The organism is Frankia sp. CgJB1, from assembly GCF_977947065.1.
Genome location: NZ_CDWTNB010000005.1, coordinates 24511 through 45359, shown reverse-complemented (window position 1 = coordinate 45359; position 20849 = coordinate 24511). Strand labels below are relative to the sequence as shown.

Annotated in this window: 21 protein-coding genes and 1 pseudogene; 2 read left to right on the top strand and 20 right to left on the bottom strand. The window is 69.1% G+C overall.

What is annotated here, in order from left to right; all coding sequences use genetic code 11:
- Positions 1 to 15: 15 nt before the first annotated feature.
- The 8 genes from AC08OT_RS01430 to rpsB form a co-directional block, all read right to left on the bottom strand.
- Entirely contained in the window at positions 16 to 1200 is a 1185-nt protein-coding gene (locus AC08OT_RS01430) for a M50 family metallopeptidase (protein ID WP_476592388.1), read from the bottom strand.
- 31 nt (positions 1201 to 1231) lie between these two features.
- Positions 1232 to 2467 (bottom strand): 1-deoxy-D-xylulose-5-phosphate reductoisomerase, encoded by a 1236-nt coding sequence (gene dxr / locus AC08OT_RS01425; RefSeq protein ID WP_476592389.1) that lies wholly within the window; start codon positions 2465 to 2467, stop codon positions 1232 to 1234.
- Positions 2468 to 2673: 206 nt separating this feature from the next.
- Positions 2674 to 4002, bottom strand: coding sequence for a CE1 family esterase (locus AC08OT_RS01420; protein WP_476592390.1), 1329 nt, complete (start codon positions 4000 to 4002; stop codon positions 2674 to 2676).
- On the bottom strand, positions 3983 to 5248 hold the full coding sequence (gene rlmN, locus AC08OT_RS01415; RefSeq protein ID WP_476594805.1) for a dual-specificity RNA methyltransferase RlmN: 1266 nt from the start codon (positions 5246 to 5248) through the stop codon (positions 3983 to 3985). The genes AC08OT_RS01420 and rlmN overlap by 20 nt, the downstream gene beginning before the upstream one ends.
- A 101-nt stretch (positions 5249 to 5349) precedes the next feature.
- Positions 5350 to 6162, bottom strand: a complete 813-nt coding sequence (locus AC08OT_RS01410) for a phosphatidate cytidylyltransferase (RefSeq protein WP_476592392.1) — start codon at positions 6160 to 6162, stop codon at positions 5350 to 5352.
- A 270-nt stretch (positions 6163 to 6432) separates the two neighbouring features.
- Positions 6433 to 6990, bottom strand: coding sequence for a ribosome recycling factor (gene frr / locus AC08OT_RS01405; protein ID WP_476592393.1), 558 nt, complete (start codon positions 6988 to 6990; stop codon positions 6433 to 6435).
- A gap of 349 nt (positions 6991 to 7339) precedes the next feature.
- The gene (locus tag AC08OT_RS01400) at positions 7340 to 7954 is read right to left on the bottom strand and encodes a translation elongation factor Ts (RefSeq protein WP_476592394.1); all 615 of its coding nucleotides are present in this window, start codon (positions 7952 to 7954) and stop codon (positions 7340 to 7342) included.
- A gap of 247 nt (positions 7955 to 8201) precedes the next feature.
- Entirely contained in the window at positions 8202 to 9071 is an 870-nt protein-coding gene (gene rpsB, locus AC08OT_RS01395; protein WP_476592395.1) for a 30S ribosomal protein S2, read from the bottom strand.
- A 469-nt stretch (positions 9072 to 9540) separates the two neighbouring features.
- On the opposite strand from rpsB, the gene AC08OT_RS01390 reads away from it, so the two are divergent.
- Together AC08OT_RS01390 and AC08OT_RS01385 are read left to right on the top strand one after the other, a co-directional pair.
- Positions 9541 to 10335, top strand: coding sequence for a hypothetical protein (locus tag AC08OT_RS01390; protein WP_476592396.1), 795 nt, complete (start codon positions 9541 to 9543; stop codon positions 10333 to 10335).
- Positions 10336 to 10422: 87 nt separating this feature from the next.
- Positions 10423 to 10776, top strand: a pseudogene (locus AC08OT_RS01385) (M23 family metallopeptidase); the annotation flags it as partial.
- On the opposite strand, the gene AC08OT_RS01380 reads toward AC08OT_RS01385, so the two are convergent.
- The 12 genes from AC08OT_RS01380 to rpsP form a co-directional block, all read right to left on the bottom strand.
- Positions 10761 to 11918: a tyrosine-type recombinase/integrase gene (locus AC08OT_RS01380; RefSeq protein ID WP_476591590.1), complete on the bottom strand. Its 1158-nt coding sequence runs from the start codon at positions 11916 to 11918 to the stop codon at positions 10761 to 10763. The pseudogene AC08OT_RS01385 and the gene AC08OT_RS01380 overlap by 16 nt on opposite strands.
- A gap of 15 nt (positions 11919 to 11933) precedes the next feature.
- A complete protein-coding gene (gene dprA / locus AC08OT_RS01375) occupies positions 11934 to 13259 on the bottom strand; it encodes a DNA-processing protein DprA (RefSeq protein WP_476591589.1) in 1326 nt (441 codons plus the stop codon).
- A gap of 115 nt (positions 13260 to 13374) precedes the next feature.
- Positions 13375 to 14910 carry a YifB family Mg chelatase-like AAA ATPase gene (locus AC08OT_RS01370; protein WP_476591588.1) on the bottom strand — a complete coding sequence of 512 codons (1536 nt, stop codon included), beginning with the start codon at positions 14908 to 14910 and terminating at the stop codon, positions 13375 to 13377.
- The gene (locus tag AC08OT_RS01365; protein WP_476591587.1) at positions 14910 to 15266 is read right to left on the bottom strand and encodes a YraN family protein; all 357 of its coding nucleotides are present in this window, start codon (positions 15264 to 15266) and stop codon (positions 14910 to 14912) included. Before AC08OT_RS01365 ends, AC08OT_RS01370 begins: the two co-directional genes overlap by 1 nt.
- Before the next feature lie 300 nt (positions 15267 to 15566).
- Positions 15567 to 15863 (bottom strand): DUF2469 domain-containing protein, encoded by a 297-nt coding sequence (locus tag AC08OT_RS01360; protein ID WP_011437963.1) that lies wholly within the window; start codon positions 15861 to 15863, stop codon positions 15567 to 15569.
- On the bottom strand, positions 15860 to 16582 hold the full coding sequence (locus AC08OT_RS01355) for a ribonuclease HII (RefSeq protein ID WP_462187770.1): 723 nt from the start codon (positions 16580 to 16582) through the stop codon (positions 15860 to 15862). The genes AC08OT_RS01360 and AC08OT_RS01355 overlap by 4 nt, the downstream gene beginning before the upstream one ends.
- A complete protein-coding gene (gene lepB / locus AC08OT_RS01350) occupies positions 16579 to 17664 on the bottom strand; it encodes a signal peptidase I (RefSeq protein WP_476594801.1) in 1086 nt (361 codons plus the stop codon). The genes AC08OT_RS01355 and lepB overlap by 4 nt, the downstream gene beginning before the upstream one ends.
- Before the next feature lie 184 nt (positions 17665 to 17848).
- Positions 17849 to 18205: a 50S ribosomal protein L19 gene (gene rplS, locus AC08OT_RS01345; RefSeq protein ID WP_462187772.1), complete on the bottom strand. Its 357-nt coding sequence runs from the start codon at positions 18203 to 18205 to the stop codon at positions 17849 to 17851.
- A gap of 234 nt (positions 18206 to 18439) precedes the next feature.
- A complete protein-coding gene (gene trmD / locus AC08OT_RS01340) occupies positions 18440 to 19219 on the bottom strand; it encodes a tRNA (guanosine(37)-N1)-methyltransferase TrmD (protein WP_476591585.1) in 780 nt (259 codons plus the stop codon).
- A gap of 120 nt (positions 19220 to 19339) precedes the next feature.
- Positions 19340 to 19879 (bottom strand): ribosome maturation factor RimM, encoded by a 540-nt coding sequence (gene rimM / locus AC08OT_RS01335; RefSeq protein ID WP_476591584.1) that lies wholly within the window; start codon positions 19877 to 19879, stop codon positions 19340 to 19342.
- Between the two features lie 47 nt (positions 19880 to 19926).
- Positions 19927 to 20160 (bottom strand): RNA-binding protein, encoded by a 234-nt coding sequence (locus AC08OT_RS01330; protein ID WP_476591583.1) that lies wholly within the window; start codon positions 20158 to 20160, stop codon positions 19927 to 19929.
- Positions 20161 to 20613 carry a 30S ribosomal protein S16 gene (gene rpsP, locus AC08OT_RS01325; protein ID WP_476591582.1) on the bottom strand — a complete coding sequence of 151 codons (453 nt, stop codon included), beginning with the start codon at positions 20611 to 20613 and terminating at the stop codon, positions 20161 to 20163. It abuts the gene before it with no gap.
- Positions 20614 to 20849 lie beyond the last annotated feature (236 nt).

Genomic DNA, 20849 nt, shown 5'->3' with positions numbered 1-20849 from the left:
CATGTTCATACGGAATTACTGATTCAGGCGAATGGGATTGACAATGTCGGCGGACAGGACAAGCAGACTGAACCCGAGCAGTACGACGACCGTGGCGTACGTGGCTGGTAACAGTTTGGCGAAATCCACCTTCTGTACCGGACCGCGATAACCCCGGAGCCTGCGTAGGCCATGCCGGGCCTGCTCGAAGCCCAGCACGGCAATATGACCGCCGTCCAACGGGAGTAGGGGCAACAGGTTAAAAATTCCGACCGCGAGATTGATCGCGGCGACCAGAATGAGAAGATTCCGCACCCGGTCCACGGCCGAACTGCCCTCGGCCGAGACCACATCACCACCGATACGCGCCGCTCCCACCACGCTGATGAAACCCTGGGGGTCGCGGTCGTCGCTGAAGATATTAGCGATATCACCGATCCGGCGGGTCAGCGTCTCGTACATACCGGTGAACCCGGACCCGATGACATCGAAGGTGCGGGGCACGGCTTCGATCGGGTTGTAGTGCACTGTCTCGGTTCCCGGTCTGACGCCCAAGGCGCCGACCCGGTCGTCGCCCACCTGCCCGGTCTCCCGATCGCGCCTGACCTCCACCAGGTTCGGCGTGAGGGTGAGGGTGCGGCCGTCCCGTTCGACGACCATCACCGCAGGCCCCGCTCCGTGCGCACGCACCTGCCGGGTGAACTGCGCCCAAGTCGTGACCGGAACTCCGCCGAAGCTGACGATCCGGTCGCCCGGCCGCAGACCGGCCGCCGCGGCCGGCCCCGGTCCGGAACAGGTCGCGGTCGTGGCGACGCAGCTCGTCGCGCCGACCCTCGACTCGCTGATCGTGGTCGTGCCCAGGACGACAAGCACTCCGTAGACCAACACGATGGCGATGACGAAATGCACGAAAGAACCAGCCGACATGACCACGAGCCGGGCTCGCGCCCGCGCATTGTGGAAGGCGCGGGGTTCATCGGCCAGATCGATCTCCTCGAGCGGAGTCATCCCCTCGATCTTGACGAAACCGCCGGCCGGAATGGCCTTGATGCCGTACTCGGTCTCCCCCCGCCGCCAGGACCAGATAGTCGGCCCGAAACCGACGAAGAACTTGGAGGCCTTCATACCGTAGTGCCGGGCCGTCACGAAATGCCCGGCCTCGTGCGCGACGACCGACACCAGCAGGGCCAGTGCGAACGCCACAATGCCGAGAAGCTCCATCAGACCGCCCTCTCGGCGCCGGGGGGGCGACTCACACCATGTCCCGTTCGGTCTCGCGCCGGATCAGCCGCCCGGCCGCCGCCCGCGCGGCCCGTTCGGTGGCGAACACCTCCTCCACGCTGGGATGATCGATCACTTCGTGCTCGGCGATGACCTCGGCCACCAGGTCGACAATACGGATGAAGGGCAGCCGCCCGGCGAGGAAGGCGGCCACCGCCTCCTCGTTCGCGGCGTTGAAGACCGCGGGGGCGGTGCCGCCGCGCCGCCCGGCCGTGCGGGCGAGCTCCACCGCCGGGAACGCCACCTCGTCCAGCGGTTCGAAGGTGAGCGCCTGCGCCCGCGACCAGTCCATCGGCGGCTGCGCCTGCGCCACCCGGTCCGGCCAGCCGAGCGCCAGCGCGATGGGCAGCCGCATGTCCGGCGGGGAGACCTGAGCGATCGTCGAGCCGTCGGTGAACTCGACCATCGAGTGCACCAACGACTGGGGGTGCACGACGACCTCGATGTCGTCGTAGGGAACCCCGAAGAACAGGTGCGCCTCGATCAGCTCGAGCCCCTTGTTCATCAGGGTCGCCGAGTTGATCGTCACCAGGGGTCCCATATCCCAGGTGGGATGGGCCAACGCCTGCTCCGGGGTAACGGCGGCAAGCTCGTCGCGGCGGCGCCCGCGGAAGGGACCTCCGCTGGCGGTCAGCACCAGCTTGCGTACCTCGTCCCGTCGCCCGCCCCGCAGGCACTGCGCCAGTGCGGAGTGCTCGGAATCCACCGGCACCAGGCGGTCGGGGTCGCCACCGAGCGCGTCGAGCACCAACGGCCCCCCGGCGACCAGCGATTCCTTGTTCGCCAACGCCACCGTCCGGCCGGCGGCCAGCGCCGCGAGCGTCGGGGCCAACCCGACCGAGCCGGTGATGCCGTTGAGGACGATGTCGCACGGCCACGCCGCGATCTCGCTCGCGGCGTCGGGACCGGCGAGAATCTTTGGCACGGGGAACTCACCCCGACGGTAGCCCCGCCGCGACGCCTCGGCGAAGAAGGCCAACTGGAGGTCCTGAGCGGCCGAGGCCGCCGCCACTCCCACGGCCTGGACGCCGAGGTCCAGTGCCTGAGCGGCGAGCAGGTCCACCCGGGACCCGCCGCCCATCAACGCCACCACCCGGAACCGCTGCGGGTTGCGGCGTACGACATCTATCGCCTGGGTTCCGATCGAACCGGTGGACCCGAGCAGGACAACCTCACGCAGGATCGAAGCCTCCACCACGTCACCCATTCTCTCAGGCCCACCGACCGCTCGGCACCGCCCTGTTTGGTTCATGACAGGTGCCACCCGAAGATGCGCAATGGGTCCGGTGACAACTACGTTTCGTCAGGTCTGGTGGGCAGGACTTTGCGGTCGCCGCCCACCCCGATCGGCCACCCCGATCCGGGTGGCACGTCGGCCCGGTCGGTCACGTCGACGACGGCTCCGACGTCTGCTCATCCCCGGCCGGGCGAGAAAGAAGGTGTGGCGCCGGTTGCCGGCTGCCCGGACGGTTCGGCACCGGGGATGGCATCCGGGGAGGCGGACGACGCCGACGTGGTGGCGGGTCCGGAGGATGCGGCGGGTCCAGAGGATCCAGCCGCCGGTGCCGCGGGAGTCGGACTGGTGGCGACGCCCGGGCTGGCGGGACCGGCGGAGACGGCAGGGCCGGGCAGGCCACTCGTCGCGGACGTAGGCGTGTAACCGAAATAGGTCAACGCCACGATGGTGGCACTCAGGCTGACGGAGGTCGGACCCAGCGCCGGACGTGCCTGCGCCCCCGGCCAGGTGTGCCCCGCGCCCTGCATGGCCAACAGCCCGACGTCATGGCCGGCTGGGCAGCCGCTCCACACGGTGCGCTGCCAGGCAGCCGTGTCCCGGGAGGTCTGGCGGGCTCCGCTGCAGCCCAGAGCGGAGGCGTACCGGGCGAGCCGGTCCTCCACGGGCTGGGCGACGACTCCGGTGAAGGGGGCCGGCCGCGAAGCGCCTCCGCCGGTATACGGCGCGATCTGGTCCGAGGTCCCATGGATCTCCAGGACGTTGGTGGCGGGCTTGGCGCAGGAGCCGGGCAGCACGCTCGACCCGACGGTCACCGCCGCCGCAAGACGGCCCGGCAGCGCGCAGGCCAGCGTGAGCACCATGTTCGCGCCGTCCGCGTAGCCCACGGCGAAGACGCGTCCCGCCTCCAGGCACATCTGACCGACGAGGTCGTTGAGCAGCGCGCCGACGAAGAGCACGTCGTCGGGTCCCACCGCCTTCGATCTGGTGAAGTTCCACCGCCCCTGCATCCCGATCGGGGCGGCGACCACGAAGCCCGCCTTCGTCCCCTGATCGGCGAGCCGCGTGTACGCTTCCAGATCTTCCGGCGCCTGGTTCAGATCATGGAAATTGAAGATCAGCGGTAGTGGCCTGACCCGAGGACCCGCGGCCGGTACGGCGAGGACGTAGCCGCGCTCGGCTCCTCCCACCCGCAGCGTGCGGGTACCGATCCCGGACGGCAGGGTCTTCCCGGTGACGCAGCCGCTCTCGGGGGGTGGTGGGACCGTGGGCAACGGTATGGCCGACGCCACGGCGGCACCGGCGGCACGGCCGCCGGACGCCCCGAGAGCGGCCTGGGTCGCCGAGGTCTTCGCCGGCCCCGGCTCCTGGGACATCGCGTACCACAGGAGCAGCAGCAACACCCCGGCAGCGGCCGTGATCGGCAGCCATACGGTGTTCGTCGCCCGGATATCCGGGCGGGAGGCCCCCCGGCGTCGGCTCGTCGGACTACCGAAGGACACGGTCACCGTCAGACGTCGCGCTCCCCGCGCCACCGAACTCGGCGGGACGGTCGGATCCGACCTGCTCCGGCTGGTCCGTCCGCTCCGGCTTCCCGGCCGGCTCGGCCGCAAGCTGTCCGCAGGCTGCCGCGATCTCCCGGCCCCGGGTGTCGCGCACCGTCGTCACGATGCCGCGGTCACGGAGCCGGCGGACGAACGCGCGCTGGCCGGCCGGGACGCTGGCGCGCCATGAGGATCCACCGGTTGGATTCAACGGAATGAGGTTCACATGCGCGAGCCGGCCTACGAGCAGGTCCGCGAGGGCGTCGGCGCGTTCCACGTCATCGTTGACCCCATCGATCAGCGCGTACTCGACGCTTACCCGTCTGCCGGTCACCTCGGCGTACTCCCAGGCGGCCGCGAGCACCTCGGCCACCGGCCAACGGGTGTTGATGGGGACGAGTTCGTTCCGCAGAACGTCGTCCGGGGCGTGCAGGGACACCGCCAGAGTCACCGGCAGGCCCTCTCCGGCGAGGCGACGGATCGCCGGAACGAGGCCGACAGTGCTGACCGTCAGGCCGCGCGCCGACAGGCCCCGCCCGTCGGGAGGGTGAGCGGTGAGGCGGCGTAGCGCGACAATCACCGCGGCGTAGTTCGCCAGCGGCTCGCCCATCCCCATGAAGACCACGTTCGACAACCTGGTCGCGCCGCCCGCGAGCTCACGGCGCTGAAGAACCCGGGCGGCGTGCACGACCTGTTCGACGATCTCCGCGGTCGACAGGTTGCGGGTCAGCCCGCCCTGACCGGTGGCGCAGAACGGGCAGCCCATGCCGCAGCCCGCCTGGCTCGACACACAGACCGTCGCGCGACCCGGATATCTCATGATCACAGACTCGAGAGATGCGCCGTCCACGGCCCGCCACGCCGTCTTGCGGGTCAGACCGTCGTCGCAGCTCAGCGTCCGCACCGGGACGAGCAGCCTCGGCAGCAGGGCGTCGAGGAGCGGCTGGCGGTCCCGCTCCGGCAGGTCGGTCATCGCCTCGGGCTCATCGGCGGCGATCAACCGGGCATAATAGTGCCGGGCCACCTGATCGGCGCGGAAGGCCGGCTGCCCCAGCGACACCGCGACGTCACGTCGTTCCTGACGGGTCAGGTCGGCGAGGTGGCGCGGCACTCGGCCCGCTCGCCGGGTGAGCGTCAGCCGCACGGGCCAGCCCGCCTCGGCAGGTGAGGGCTGGTCCGGACGTCCGGATTCGGCGGTCGTGGCAGTCATCGCGGATCCAGTCTGCCAGGTGACCGCGACCGAGACGAATGCACGGATCTGTCCGAAGGGACCCACGAGAGGCGAGACCGGTCGGCTGAACCCGGTTCCGATCAGTTCAGGAAGGAAGTGATCAGAAGCCAGGCGACCGGGGCGGTGCACAACAACGAGTCCAAGCGGTCCATCAGGCCACCATGGCCGGGCAGCAGACTGCTCATGTCCTTGATGCCGATGTCGCGCTTGAGCAGGGACTCACCCAGGTCGCCGATCGTCGCGGTACACGCGACCGCCAGCCCGAGCAGAACGCCCTGCCAGGCCTCGGCCCCCAGCGGCCAGGCCAGCACGATCCCGGCGACGATCACACAGGTCACCGCCGAACCGACGAATCCCTCCCACGACTTCCCCGGGGAGACGGTAGGGGCCATCTTGTGCCGACCGCCGGAGAGGACACCGGCCGTGTAACCACCGACGTCGCTGGCCACCACCGTTCCCAGAAAGGCGACGACTCGCCAGCGACCATCGGAGGGTTCGGTGAGCAGCGCGGCGAAGCCAGCCGGAAAGCCGATGTAGCCGGCCACGAAGGCGGCGCCGGCGACGTCGCGGAGCAGACCCGTGGACGGCCCGAAAGCACGGACCAGCGCCGCCACGCCGATGGTGCCGGCGAGAGTCAGCAGCAGGCCGGTGGTCCCATCGACGTACGCGACGACCGGCATGGCCGCCGCCCCGGCAACCAGGGGAACCCGTACCTGCGTCAGTCGGATCGCGCGGACCACCTCGTGGGTGCCCAGGGCCATCGCAACACTGATCACCCCGACAAAGATCACCCGCAGGGTGAACAGCGGAACGAGGATGACGGCACCGAGAAAGATGCCGACACCGATGGCGGCCGGCAGGTTGCGGCCGGCACGTGAGGGCCGGGGCACCATCCCGGCGGGCCGACCGTGATTACCGGGCCCGCGGGGATTACCGGACTCAAGCGGATTACCGGGCCCATGCGAGGATCCCGGCGGCGCGGATGACCCGGACTCAGCCACCGCGCGGCCGTCGACAGTCGTCATGGCCGCCCGGCCGTGGGCAGCGACCGCCGCATCGCGCACGCGTCATGCGCGGATCCGGGGACCGTCCAGACGATTCCGAGACCATGGGAATCGAACATCGGAGCAGGCGGCCGGCATCGAGAACGGACGCAGGAATGATCAAACCGAGAGAAGATCCGATTCCTTGAGCCGAAGAAGTTCATCCACCTGCCCGACGTATCGGTGGGTTGCCTCGTCGAGATCCTTCTCACCCCGCCGGCCCTCGTCCTCGCCGGCATCGCCGTCCCGCACGATCCGATCGATCGTGTCCTTGGCGTGACGTCGGACGTTGCGGATGCTCACCCGGGCTTCCTCGGCCTTAGTCCGAGTTACCTTGACAAGATCGCGACGCCGTTGCTCGGACAGCTCCGGAAAAACACACCGGATGATCGTGCCGTCGTTGCTCGGGTTGACCCCGAGATCGGAATCGCGCACAGCCTTCTCGATCGCCCCCAGAGACGACTTGTCGTAAGGCGTAATGATCACCATACGCGGCTCCGGGATATGGAACGACGCGAGCTGCTGCACCGGTGTCGGAGCGCCGTAGTAATCCACCAGGATCTTGGAGAAGACCGCGGGAGTGATACGCCCCGTGCGGATGTTCGCGAAGTCCTCCTTGGCGACCGAGACCGCCTTCTCCATCTTCTCCTCGGCCTCGAGAAGCGTGTCGTCGATCACCGCATTTCCTTCCGTCTGTTCCTGGTCCGCCGGCGTCCACCGGGCGCCGGTCCTGTTATCATCGCAGTTCGGCCGAGCGCAGCCGAGTTCGTCGTCCCAGAGGCGAAGCCGTCCCGCCCGGTCCCGGATTCGCCTGACCGAGATCGCACAGCCGCCGCATGCAGTGTGCCTTACCACGGCGTCCCCGCTGACCTGGGCCGACACGGCACGCCGACCGGGCCGGGAAGCATCATCTTGTCATCTCGAGGCGTGGCCATCCCGATGCCGGTGGCGTGCCGGACCACCGCACCCACCGAGAAGCCTCGGAGCCGCCGGCCGCCCGATCAGGGAGCCGGCGATCCGACGACGCTCAGGCCTGGCGGATGTTGAACCGGGAGAACCGACCGACCTCGATCTTCTCACCCAGCGACGCGCCGGCCTGGTCAAGCAGAGCTCGGATGGTCACCTTGCCGTCCTTCACCCATGGCTGGTCAAGCAGCACGCTACTCTTCACATACCCGTTGACACGTCCTTCAACAATCTTCGCGATCGCCTGCTCGGGCTTGCCCTCCTCGCGGGCCGCGGCCTCGTAGATCTTTCGCTCCGCCTCGAGGACCTCGTTCGGGATCTGCTCGGCGGTGACATACAGCGGGTCCGCCGCGGCGATGTGCTGCGCGAGATCGCGGGCGAGTTGCTTGAAGTCCTCGGTCTTGGCCACGAAGTCCGTCTCGCAGCGAAGCTCGACGAGCACGCCGAGGGTAGGCGGGAGCTGCGGGCCGGTCCGGTGCAGGTAGGACTCGACCAGGCCGTTGGCGGCGCTGCGTGCCGCACGCTTGGCGACCTGTGCCTTGCCCTTCTCCCGCAGCCAGGACTTGGCCTTCTCGAAGTCCCCGGCGTTGTCGACCAGCGCCTTCTTGACGTCGCTCATCCCAGCGCCGGTGAGCTCCCGGAGCTTCCGGATGTCAGCGACTGAAATCTCTGCCATGGTGCTCTTCTCGTCGGTGTGGGTCTGGATGCTGTCGTAGTTCTACCGGCCCCGGCCCCGCGGTGCCCTTCGGGCGTCGCGGGAGCGCCCACCCGAGCGGCCCGGGGCCCGGGTCCGACCACCGGAACCAGGCCTGACATTCGGGAGCGGTGGTCCCCGACCCGACTCGGGGAACCACCGTCTTCCTCACACGATGTCACCGCTGGTCGATCGCCATCACCGCGGGCGAATGAGACGCGGTAGCGGGTCAGACCGTGGTGCCGACCGCGGCGTCCGGTCGTGTCCCGTCCGCGGGCCCCGCCGTCGCCGGCTCCACCGCACCCGGGGCCTCGACAGGTGCCTCACCACGCAGCAGTGCCTGCTCCCACTCGGCGAGCGGCTCCTTACCCGCAGACTGCTCGGGCTTGGCATCGGCAGAGCTCGAGGCGCCCGCACGGGCCATCAGACCGTCCGCGACCGCATCGGCGACCACCCGGGTGAGCAGCGCAGCGCTGCGGATCGCGTCGTCGTTGCCGGGGATCGGGTAATCGACCTCGTCCGGGTCGCAGTTCGTGTCGAGAATCGCCACGACGGGAATGCCGAGCTTGCGGGCCTCACCGACGGCGATGTGCTCCTTCTTCGTGTCGACGACCCACACCGCGCTCGGCACCCGGCTCATGTCGCGGATACCGCCGAGGGTGCGCTCGAGCTTGACCTTCTCCCGGGTCAGCACGAGCTGTTCCTTCTTCGTGCGCACCTCGGTGCCGCCGGTTACCTCGATCTCCTCGAGCTCCTTGAGCCGCTGAAGACGCTTGTAGACCGTGGAGAAGTTGGTCAGCATGCCACCGAGCCACCGCTCCTTGACGTACGGCATCCCGACTCGGGCCGCATGTTCCTCGATTGCCTCCTGGGCCTGCTTCTTCGTCCCGATGAACAGGACCGTCCCACCGTGCGCCACGGTCTCCTTGACGAAGTCGTAGGCGCGGTCGATGTAGGACAGCGTCTGCTGCAGGTCGATGATGTAAATGCCGTTACGTTCGGTGAAGATGTACCGCTTCATCTTCGGATTCCAGCGCTTGGTCTGGTGCCCGAAGTGCACACCGCTCTCCAGCAGCTGCTTCATGGTGACGACGGCCATCGGACGTCGCTCCTTCCCGCCCGGCCTGGGCCGGGACGCCTCGGTTGTGACGGCGCCATCTGACGACGGCAGCCCCTGACGCCCGATTGGTCGTGGCCGTCGCTGTGCGGCGGACCGAGGAGACCCTTCCGATGATCCGGATCGGATCATCGGAAGTGGGCGTGCGAACTGGGCCCGGTGGACGGGCCCTGCGAGCGATGATACCTGCCGGGTACGAGGATCCATCGGGCGACCACATCGGATCGGATCAACGGACCGGCCGGCGATGTCCACAGAGCGCGGGCACCGACAGCATGCGGCGGGAGTTATCCACAGATCACACGGCCGGTCTACCCAACGGCACCAAAACGCCGCACCGTGGACGAGGCCGGTCCGCTCCCCCCTCGGATCGGCACAGCGGCGGCCGGACGAGCGGACCTGGACCGGGTCCGGCCGCCGCGCCTCCCCCGGACCCGGAGGTGTCACCGTCATGCCCCCTTTGCCACGCTTCGACCCGCTCTGGCTCGTCATCCCGGCGGTCGCCATCCTGATCGCCCTGGGACGGCCCACTACGATGCCGATCAAGCCGCACGCCGACGGGCCACGCCTCGTCCTGGCCGCACGTGATCCGCAACGGAGCACCACCGCCTTGTCCGAGCCCTTGTCCGAGCCCGGGCGGTCCGCCCCGTCCGGTGCGACCGACTCCGCCGGTGGGCTCGGCCCCGGTGACGGGTTCGGTACCGCGCCCCGCCACGACGTCATCGAGCAGGCCCTGGGGGTCAGCCAGGTTCGGGCCGTGGTGGGGACCCCGGTCCCACCTCCTCTCAGGCTCACCCCCGGCACGTCGGCGGAACCCTCGACGACACCTGCTCCGTCCACAGCGCGGTCGACGCCGGCGGCGCATCCGGCCCCCTCGCCTCGCGCCCCCTCGCCGAAGGCAACCTCGTCACCTCGACGACCGGCGACTCCCACCGTCCGGCCTCCCTCCGCCCCACGATCTCCCCGGCCGGCGGACCGCCGAGCCGGGGAACGAACGCGGCCGGCCGTGACCCCGCCGGCCGCCGGCCCGCCGGGCGGCGGAGAAGGGGACGAGCACCCGGACCCGCCACCCGGCGACGTCGGACCGGAGAACTCCGCGGCACCGCCGGCCCACGGCGGCAGGGTCCGGGCTCTGCGATGGACGTTGTCGGGGGCCGTCACGGTGAGCCGCGGTTTCGAACGCCCGCTTTCGCCCTACGGACCGGGTCATCGCGGAATCGACCTCAAAGGATTCGGAATGAAATAACTTGTTCACTTCGGGATCCTCGCGAGCCCGTGACCTGCGAAGACGCATATTGGCTTGCATTAATTACTTCATTACGAATTCAAAGCCTCTCCGGCCGCCCCGGTTCTCGCCGCAGCCGACGGGGTGGTGAGTTTCGCCGGGTCCGTGGCGAACCGCGGCATCGTCACCGTCACGCATGGCGACCTCCGCACGACCTACGAACCACTGACGCCGGCGATCAGTCCCGGAACCGCGGTCCGAGCCGGGGACCTGCTCGGCTGGATGAGCGATGGCCATCCAGGCTGTCCGGTGGCCGCATGCCTGCACTGGGGGCTTCTGCGCCGGACGGACTACCTCAATCCTCTGCTGTTCTTCCGCAGAACTCCGCCCCGCCTCCTGCCCCTCGTCCCCCTAGCAGATCGCTCCCCTGGGTCCCCGGCCTTCTCTCAAGCCCGGGGATGAGCCTGCTCAAAGGCCGCGCGCAACCGTTCCGGCGTCACGTGGGTATAGATCTGCGTGGTCGCGAGACTTGCATGGCCGAGAAACTCCTGGACGGAGCGCAGATCGGCCCCGCCTTCCAGCATGTGCGTCGCCGCCGAATGTCGCAGACCATGCGGAGTCCGACCGGCCGGAGCAACACCGGCCGCCACCCTCGTCGTCAGAATCCGCCGTACCGTGCGCGGGTCGAGGCGACCTCCGCGCAGGCCGAGGAGCAGCGCACGCCCGCTACGGGCGGTCATCAGCCGCGGCCGTCCCGTTGATCGCCAGGACCGCAGGGAGGCCACCGCCGGCACACTGAACGGCACGCTGCGCTCCTTGCCGCCCTTACCGAGAACCCGCAGCAACCTCCGGTTGTCATCAATGTGCCCCAGGTCAAGACCGCACAGCTCGGACACCCGGATTCCGCTGCCGTACAGGAGCTCGAGAACGAGTGCGTCCCGCAGCTCCACCGCCCGCCGTACGGCCCGCTCGGAGTCTGCCGTCGAGTCCGGCAGCCCGGACGGCTGCGACGTGCCCGGGGGCGACACATCAGGCGAAGGGTTCTCAAGGAGCTGACGCGCGGCCGCGGCGGTAAGCACCTCAGGCACCCTTCTGACCGTACGGTTACCTACGAGCCGTGCGGCGACGTCGGTGTCGAGGAAGCCACGGCGCGCCGCATAGGAGGAGAAGACCCGGGCCATCGAGGCGCGCCGGGCCAGGCTTGCCGGCGCCGCCCCGGCGGCGCGCATCGAGGCGAGCCAGCTCCGCAGAAGCGCCAGATCGAGGTCGGCGAGGACCGAACAGCCCATCCGCTCCGCGTGAGCGCGCAGGTTAGCGAGGTCGGCGGTGTAGGCACGCACGGTCTCAGGAGATCGGTCCAGCTCCGCGGTGAGATGGCGGAGAAAACCCGCGACCGCCGTCTCCCAGCCGGACTCGGGTGTCTCGACTATCTCGCCTGGCCGGGCGTCTGATCCACGCGTCGATCGGGGGTGCTGCCGCGGCGGAAGTCGACCGTCGGCGGGCTCCTCGGTGCTCTCGCCTCGCAGGGCCATGCGACGACCGTGGCGGCATCGGCGGTTCTCGTCAAGACGCCGCGGCGTCCGCGACATTGCACCCGAGGACATTGCACCCAAGCTGCCTCAGGTCTCCCCATCGGGGTTTTCGCCGTCGAGTCCCGGATCCGCGGTACTGCGCGTCGGGGAACGATCGGCCCCGCCGTGGGCGGCACCCGGTCGGGTACCGGACCGCCTGCCGGACGTGGCGGGATGGGACGGGTTCGACGGCGCTCGGCCCAGATTCGTGAGGCGGTAACCGCCCGCCACGTTCTCGACCAGCCCCTCCACCACGAGTGGGCCCAGCATCGCCAGCACCGCCTCGGGGCGCAGGCCGGTGCGGCGCGCCAGCACAGCCACCCCGACGGCAGCGCGGGCCGGCATCGCGTCGAGAAGCTCGCGCACCGCCTCGGACAACCCGTCCCGCGGGCCATCCCCGCTCGCCGGCCGCTGTGCGAACGATCCGATACTCGCGATTTCCTCCCTGATGTCCTCGGCTCCGGTAACCAGGACCGTCTGTTCACGGAAGTCCCGGAGCAGCCGGTGACAGCCTGCGCTCATGGCGCTGGTCACCGGTCCCGGAACGACCATGACGGGACGACCGAGCCTACGGGTGTGGGCGACCGTGTTCAGCGCGCCGCTACGGTGGCCCGCCTCAACCAGGACCGTCCCCCGGGACAGAGCCGCGATGATGCGATTACGGGTGAGGAATCGGCGTCGGTACGGAGGCGTGCCCGGCGACACCTCGCTGACTACCGCCCCGGTACAGGCGATCTCCTCCAGCAGTTCCACATGGGCAGTCGGGTAGGGAACGTCGACACCCCCGGCGAGCACCGCCACCGTCGATCCGGCTGCGGCCAACGCCCCCCGGTGTGCTGCTGCGTCAATGCCGAACGCGGCTCCCGACACCACGGCCCATCCCTGTTCCGCCATCGCAAACGCGATCTCTCCGGCGAGGTACAGCCCGTAGCTGGTCGCGGTCCGGCAGCCCACGACAGTGACCGCCCGGGGTGGGAGCTCGCTCAGGTTGACCGGACCACGGACCCACAAAGCCAGTGGAATGCCGATCATCGAACCGTCTCCCTCGTCCCGAAAACGGTCCAGGGCATCCAGTTCGAGGGGCCACTCGGCGTCCTGGGGACAGACCAGCCGGGCGCCGGCGCGCCATGCCGCGTCCAGGTCCCGAACCGGATCGACACTCGGGTGCGCCGCCCGGAGCGCATTCCACACCTCGGACGCACCCCGGCGCCTGACCTCGACGGCCACGCGACGATGTTCCGGGCCGAAGACGCGGGCTAGGGCGACACGGGCCAACCGCTCGGGATCCGACCAGTCGGTGTCACCCGGTGCCACCCTCCCGGGCGCGGGACCGGGATCCGCCCCCCGGGCATCCGGCGGAGTCGTCGAGCTCATGTCCCACTCCCTGAAGACGGCACCGGATGCGGCTTCTTCCTCCTGCGCGACACGGTCTCCTGCGCGACACGGTTCACGTCACGGTCAGGAGCGTCCCCACGGGGGCCTCCCATGCTCATGCCGACCACCCGGGCAATCTCAGATCCAGCGCGGCACCGAACTGCTCGGGACCGGGCGTGCCCCGTCCGGCGAGATCGGCGAAGGTCCACACCAACTTCAGGACACGGTCGAGACCGCGCGCGGTGAGCAGGCCTCTTTCGAATGCCCGCTCGGCCACGGCCGTCGCCCTCGCCGGCAGCGGCCACAGTCGGCGCATCGCCGGCCCCGGCACCTCCGCGTTGAGCCGCCACGGCGTTCCGGCCAGCCGGACCCGGGTCGCCTCCTGGGCCGCGGCGACCCGCGCCGCGACGACCGCGGACGAATCACCCTGGCCACGGTCCGCCCGTAGCTCCGCCCGGCTGGGAGCGCTCAACGCCACCTGAATGTCGATCCAATCCAGGAGCGGCCCGGACAAACGGGCCAGATAGCGCCGACGGACCAGGCTCGGGCACTCGCAGCCCACCGCGCGTGGGCCACGGGCCTTCGAACACGGGCAGGGATTCGCGGCCAGAACCAGCTGGAAGCGGGCGGGAAACCGTGTCGTCGCGCGAGCGCGGGCGATCTCGATCTCGCCGCTCTCCAACGGTTGACGTAGCGCATCGAGACTTTGACGGGTAAACTCTGGCGCCTCGTCCAAAAACAGGATGCCCCGGTGCGCCTGACTGGCCAGCCCGGGCCGAATCACCGTCGAGCCTGCCCCGACGAGTGCCGCCGGGGTCGCGCTGTGGTGCGGACTACGATACGGCGGTCGGGTGACGAGCGGGCAGTCCGCGGGCAGCAGGCCGGCGACCGAATGGACCGCGGTCACCTCGAGAGCGGCCTCGGTACCGAGGTTCGGCAGCAGCCCGGGCAGTCTGTCGGCCAGCATGGTCTTGCCACTGCCGGGCGGCCCCTGCATGAACAGGTGATGGCCACCGGCCGCCGCGACCTCGACGGCCAGCCGGCCCCTGCTCTGCCCCGCCACGTCCGCCAGATCCCCGACCTGACCGTCGGTGGAGGCAGCTTCGGCCGTGGGGGCCGCCACGGGCTCGGCGGCGATCTCTCCCCGCAGGAGCGCCAGCACACTGGTGAGATCGACAGCGGGCTCTACCACCGCGCCCGGTACCAGCGCCGCCTCGGCGGCGTTGCCCGCCGGTACCACGACCCGTTCGATACCGGCAGCCACCGCCCGAAGTACCGCCGGGAGCACCCCGCGGACACCGCGCACCCGGCCATCCAGCGCCAGCTCGCCGATGAGTACCCGACGGAGCAGGGCGGCGCGCGGCACCACACCGGCCGCGGTGAGGATCGCCACCGCCATAGCCAGGTCGAAACCACTGCCCGATTTCGGGAGGGTGGCGGGGAACAACCCGAGCGTGATGCGCCGATCAGGCCACCGTTGGCCCGAGTTCACGATCGCGGCGCGAATCCGATCCCGCGACTCATGCAACGCGGCATCGGGCAGACCGATGAGAGTCAGCCGCGGAAGACCATTGGCGAGATCCGCCTCCACCTCGACGATGTGACCTTCGACCCCGACGACCGCCACCCCCCGGGCCCGCGCGAGGGCCATCAGAACGCTCCCCGGATGTGCTCGACACGAACCGGACCCGCCGGAGGGCGGGACACCAGGAGGACGTCGAAACGCACCAACGACGAGGCGTGGGGGTGCTCTGCGAGCCATCGGGCAGCCAGGCGTCTGATCCGAGCCGCCTTGCGACCCACGACGGCCTCGGCGGCCGATCCGTAACGCGTCCCGGATCGGGTCTTGACCTCGCAGAACACCAGGCTCTCACCGTCCTGCACAACGAGGTCGAGCTCGCCCTCGCGGCAGCGCCAGTTACGGTCGAGGATCTCGGCGCCGACCGCCGCCAGATGGCGGGCGGCGACATCTTCGCCGAACCTGCCCAGTGCGTCCTTTGCCCGCATCGCCGCTCCCGTTCGCCGGGGGACGGGTGCCCGCCGGTCGTGACCAGCGTGGACGTGGGCGGGCCGGAGAGCCATCCACATGATCGATATGTGGATGGCGAGGGTTTCTCCACAGGAACGAGCTGGGCGGACATCTCAGCGGGGCATCACGGGCTTCGGTGACGGGCCGACTCGCACTGTCGATCCAGGCGACGACCGACCGGAATGAGATGCCGATCTGCCGAACATACCGCCGAGACGATCAAAACGCCGAAGCGATCAAGCGGCCGGGGCTGGAAAGCGTGACGCCGAGAGTCGGCGTCAGAGCTCGGCCTTGGTCAACTCCTCGACGTTGATATCTTTAAAGGTGACTACTCGGACATTTTTAACAAAACGCGCAGGACGGAACATGTCCCACACCCAGGCGTCCCGTAAGATCAACTCGAAGAAGACCTCGCCGTCCGTGCTGTTCCTGACCTCGATCTGGTAGTCGTTCGCGAGGTAGAAGCGGCGCTCGGTTTCGATCACATACGAAAAAAGCCCCACCACGTCGCGGTACTCGCGATAGAGCTGCAACTCCATCTCGGTCTCGTACTTCTCGAGGTCTTCCGCGCTCATACAGTCTCCGTGACGCCATGCCGGCTGGTCACAAGCACCCTGTCCTCCAGCCGCAATGATCGTGCTTCCCTCGTCGTCGCCGCATGCGCAGCCACGTTGACGTACGACATCCGATGCTCGTCACACGGTCCGCAGCGCGCCAGCGCCGCCGCGTGGGCCGCGGTGACGTATCCCTTGTGCTGCGCGAAATCGTACTCGGCATAGCGCGTGTGCAACGCACGCATGATCCGGTCCCTCGTCACCTTCGCCACGACCGAGGCTGCCGCCACGCACGCGACCACCCGGTCTCCCTTCACCACCGCCAACGACTCCGCTCCGAAACCGGCGACCGCGAATCCATCCGTGAGCACGTACCCTGGGCGCACAGGCAGGCGCGCCACCGCGCGTCGCATTCCGGTGATGTTGGCTACGTGCAGGCTGACCCGATCGATCTCGGCCGCGGAGATGACGACGGTCGACCACGCCTCGGCGGCGGCCGTCACGTCCTCGAAAACACTCTCACGGATCTGCTCGGTCAGGAGCTTGGAGTCGGCCAACCGCGCCAGCCGTCGACGAGCCTCCGGAGCCAGAATCACCGCGGCGACGACCAAGGGTCCGGCGCATGCCCCACGACCCGCCTCGTCGACCCCTGCGACCGGACCGAGACCATGCCTGTTCAGAGCGCGCTCGTAACCGAACAGCCCCGCATCCCGGCGAAGAGCGGCACCGTAGTGTCTCATGACGGACCGCGGCGCCGAGCCGTCCCTGACGCGCGCGTGCGCGTGGGGCCTCGTGGCATCCGGCGGGGCCGACGGGTGGCGGTCCACGCCGGGGGGATTAGCACGGCAAGGGCGAACAGGGATGCGTCATCCGTGGCCGGGGAGCCCGGCAGCGGCACCGCGGCGTCGTCGGCGGAAGACAACGCGGCCGATGTGGCTGATGTGGCCGACCCGGCTGATGTAGCCGACCCGGCCGGCGCACGAGGAGCCGGAGGCACCACCGACTCGACGGGAATCCCGGCGAAATCGTTTGGAACGCCCAGGAATCCGAACCGGCCGAGTGGCCAGACACGGACGAAGGCCCGTCCCACCACCGCATGCTTCGGGATCGGCCCGTTCTGCCGGGCATCCGAGGAGGCCCCGCGATGGTCACCCATCACCCACAGGTAGCCAGCCGGGACGGTCAGCGGGCCGAACCGCTGATAGTCGTTCTGGTAGACGTACGGCTCGTCGAGCGGATGGCCGTTGACCGAGACTCTGCCCGCGGTATCGCAACACGCGACCGTGTCGCCGCCGACCGCTATGACGCGTTTGATGAAGTCGGTCTCGCTCGGAGCCCCGAGACCCAACAGGTTCTGCGCGCCACGAACGAACCTGCTGAACGCGTTGCTCGGCGGCGGGACGACGGACTCGGCATGATCGAATCCGGTTCCTTTGCCGTTGAAGACGACGATCTCACCCCGGTGCACGTCGCGGAAGTGGTAGACGACCTTGTTGACAAGAACCCGGTCGTCGACGAGCAGTGTCCGTTCCATCGACTCCGAGGGGATCCAGAACGCCTGGACCAGAAAAGCCTTGATGAGCAGGGCGAGCAGAAAGGCGATCAGCACAAGGACCGGGAGCTCGCGGAGGAACGAGCCACGGCCACGGGCCCGCGCCGCCTCGGGCCGGGCAACCCGACGACCGGTGGCTTCCAGACTGTCGGGCTGCGCCTGGTCCTTCGGGCCGTCTGGCTCGGTCGCAGGGCTCGACTGCGCGCCGTCCGGCTGGCCGCACTCGGTCCTTCCCGGTACCCGAGGCCCACTGGGATCGGATGCGTTCACGCCGCCACCTCGCAGGATCGACCGCCAAACCTCATCGGACCGGTCGACGTGCCACCAGCCGCACCTTGCGACAGCGTTGCGGACCGTGCCGCCTATCTTCTTCCATCAACGGCGACGGCACCTGCACGGGCAACCGGCAAGTCGCGGATGGAGAATCCGGACGCGTCACGGGGTGGCGGTAACCTCAGCGCGCGACCGGCTCACGCTTCTCCTTGATCTTGGCAGCCTTACCGCGCAGCTGACGCAGGTAGTACAGCTTGGCCCGTCGGACGTCACCGCGGCTCACGACCTCGATCTTCGAGACGATCGGGCTGTGGAGGGGAAAGGTCCGCTCCACGCCCACGCCGAAGCTGACCTTACGGACGGTGAAGGTCTCCCGCACCCCGCCACCCTGGCGGCGGATGACGGCACCCTGGAAGACCTGGATGCGCTGACGGTTTCCTTCGACAACCCGCACGTGGACCTTGAGGGTGTCGCCCGGCCAGAACTCGGGCACGTCGGTCCTCAGCGACTCGGCGTCGAGGCTGTCCAGGGTGTGCATGGCAGTCGCTTCCTGAAGAGTTGAGAATGGATCGTCCGCGGCCCCGGAACGCACCGAGACGGACAATCCATGGTCGAGGCCGATCTGGCCGGCATGGGTGGACGCAATCACCGCGAGGTGTCCCGCGGGGAAGACATGCGACCCGAGGCCGCCCGAACCGGTCACGAACCGACGGACACTGCATCCTACTGTGCCACACCTAGGAGAGAGACCGGACCGCCCTACCCCTCGACGTCACGACGATGGATCAGGCCAGTCCCCTCGGTGGGGGCCCGGCACCATCCGCCCGGCCGCCTCGGCAGCGAGTACGGCTCGGTCCGCTTCGGCGAACTCGCGGCGTTCCAGGAGGTCCGGGCGCCGCAACAGGGTACGACGAAGCGCCTGGGAACGACGCCAGCGGGCGATCGCCTCATGATCGCCGGAGCGGAGAACGGACGGCACCTCGGCCCCCCGCCATACCGGCGGACGGGTGTAGACCGGGCCTTCCAGCAAGCCGTCGGAGAAAGAGTCGTCGACGACCGAGGCACTGTTACCGAGGACTCCGGGCAGCAGCCGCGTAACCGCTTCGAGAATCACCAGAGTCGCGGCCTCGCCCCCGGCCAGCACATAGTCTCCGATGGAGATCTCGTCATCAGCCCAGGTCTCGATCATCCTGGCGTCGATACCCTCGTAGCGCCCGCAACAGAACACCAGCCAGGGCTCGCGCGCCAACTCTTCGGCATAGCGCTGAGTGAACGGAGTCCCCGCCGGGGTCGGCACGACGACCCGGGGCCGGCTACCGGCCACTCGTGCGGTGATCTCCGACAACGCCGCGTCCCAGGGCTCGGGCCGCATGACCATTCCCGGGCCTCCCCCGTAGGGGGCGTCATCCACGGTGCGATGAACATCCGTGGTCCACATCCGCAAATCATGTGTATGGATCTGCAGGGTTCCGCGCTCCTGGGCCCGGCCCACGAGCGACAGACGCAGTGGCTCGAGATAGGCCGGGAAGATGGTGACGATGTCGGCGCGCATCGGCTGCTTTCAGAGATATCGGTTCTCAGAGGTATCGGCTGCCTGCCGGGAAACCCGACCTGCCCGCCAGCCGAAGACCGGGCCGAGGCGGCGCAGCCAACTTCCGGCGCAGGACCCGAGTCAATCGAGATCGAGCAGGCCGGGCGGCGGATCCACGACGATCCGGCCGGCGGGGGGGTCGACGGTCGGCACGATGTCACGGACGAAGGGGACGAGATGCTCGCCACCGTCCGGGCCGCCGATCGCGAGCAGGTCTCCCGCAGGGGAGTGAATGATGTCGGTGACGTGCCCCAACAACATGCCCGCCGTGGTCACCGCCCGCAGGCCGACCAGGTCCCGATCCCACCACATCTCCACGGCCTCGCCGTCGGCGGCATCGTCGTCGAGCGGCGATCCCGCCTGATCCGCGTCGATAGCCAGGAGCACGCCGCGCAGCGCCTCCGCGGCGCCACGATCGTCCACCCCGCGAAAGTGAAGCAACAGGCGACCCGAGTGCCAACGAGCACCGGAGACGGTGAGCGGAGTTCCGCCCCCTTCGCGACCGAGGACTGCCCCTACGGCGAACCTGCGGTGGGGCACGTCGGTGCGAATCTCGATCGTGACCTCACCGCGGATGCCATGCGGCCGGCCGATCCGCCCGACGACGATCTCCTCAGCCACGACTTCTCGAGCAATCAGGACGAAGCTCGCGACAACATCGGCGGATGCTAATGATCCATATCGACAACGTCGATCCGAAGGCCCCGGCCTCCGACACCGCCCATCACCGTGCGCAGCGCACGAGCGGTACGGCCTCGCCGACCGATGACCTTCCCGAGATCTTCGGGGTGCACCCGCACCTCCAGGGTACGTCCACGCCGACCGTTGTTCAGGTCCACCCGGACGTCGTCGGGGTGATCGACGATGCCTCGCACAAGATGTTCGAGGGCCGCCTCCAGCACCTACTGCCCCGCGGTCGTCGGTGCGTCCGTGGCCGGGGCGGCTTCCTCTGCCGACTCTGCCGACCCGGACTTCTTGGCCTTCTTCGGCGTGGTGGCCGGCCGGTCCTCGGCGCCCGCGGCAGCCCGCGCGGCCGCCTGGAAGATCTCCCGCTTGTCCGCCTTTGGCTCGGCGACCTTCATCGGCGGGGGCGCCGGCAGGTTCTTGAACTTCTGCCAGTCCCCGGTGACCTTGAGGATCGCGAGGACGGGCTCGGTGGGCTGTGCACCGACCGAGAGCCAGTGCCCCACCCGCTCGGCGTCGACCTTGATGATGCTCGGGTCGGACTTGGGGTGGTACTGCCCGATGGACTCGATGACCCGACCATCCCGCTTGGTACGGGCATCGGCCACGACGATGCGGTAGTGCGGCTCGCGCATCTTGCCGAGACGCTGCAATTTAATCTTGGTTGCCACGGTGGTCGAACGGCTCCAGACATGTCGATGACCACTGGTTTTCCACGGCTGCGCATGGAGCCCCGGTGGTGGGAAGCACCCGCGCCGGACAACCACTCACACATCTCCCGCGCGACACCGCGAGGAACCGCGACACCGCGAGGAATGAGGGCAGCGACACCGGCGCTGGCAGGCAGGGCCTGTATTGAGCTTACAGTCTGCCAGATCGTGACCGCCGCGCACGACCGGGGAGCCCG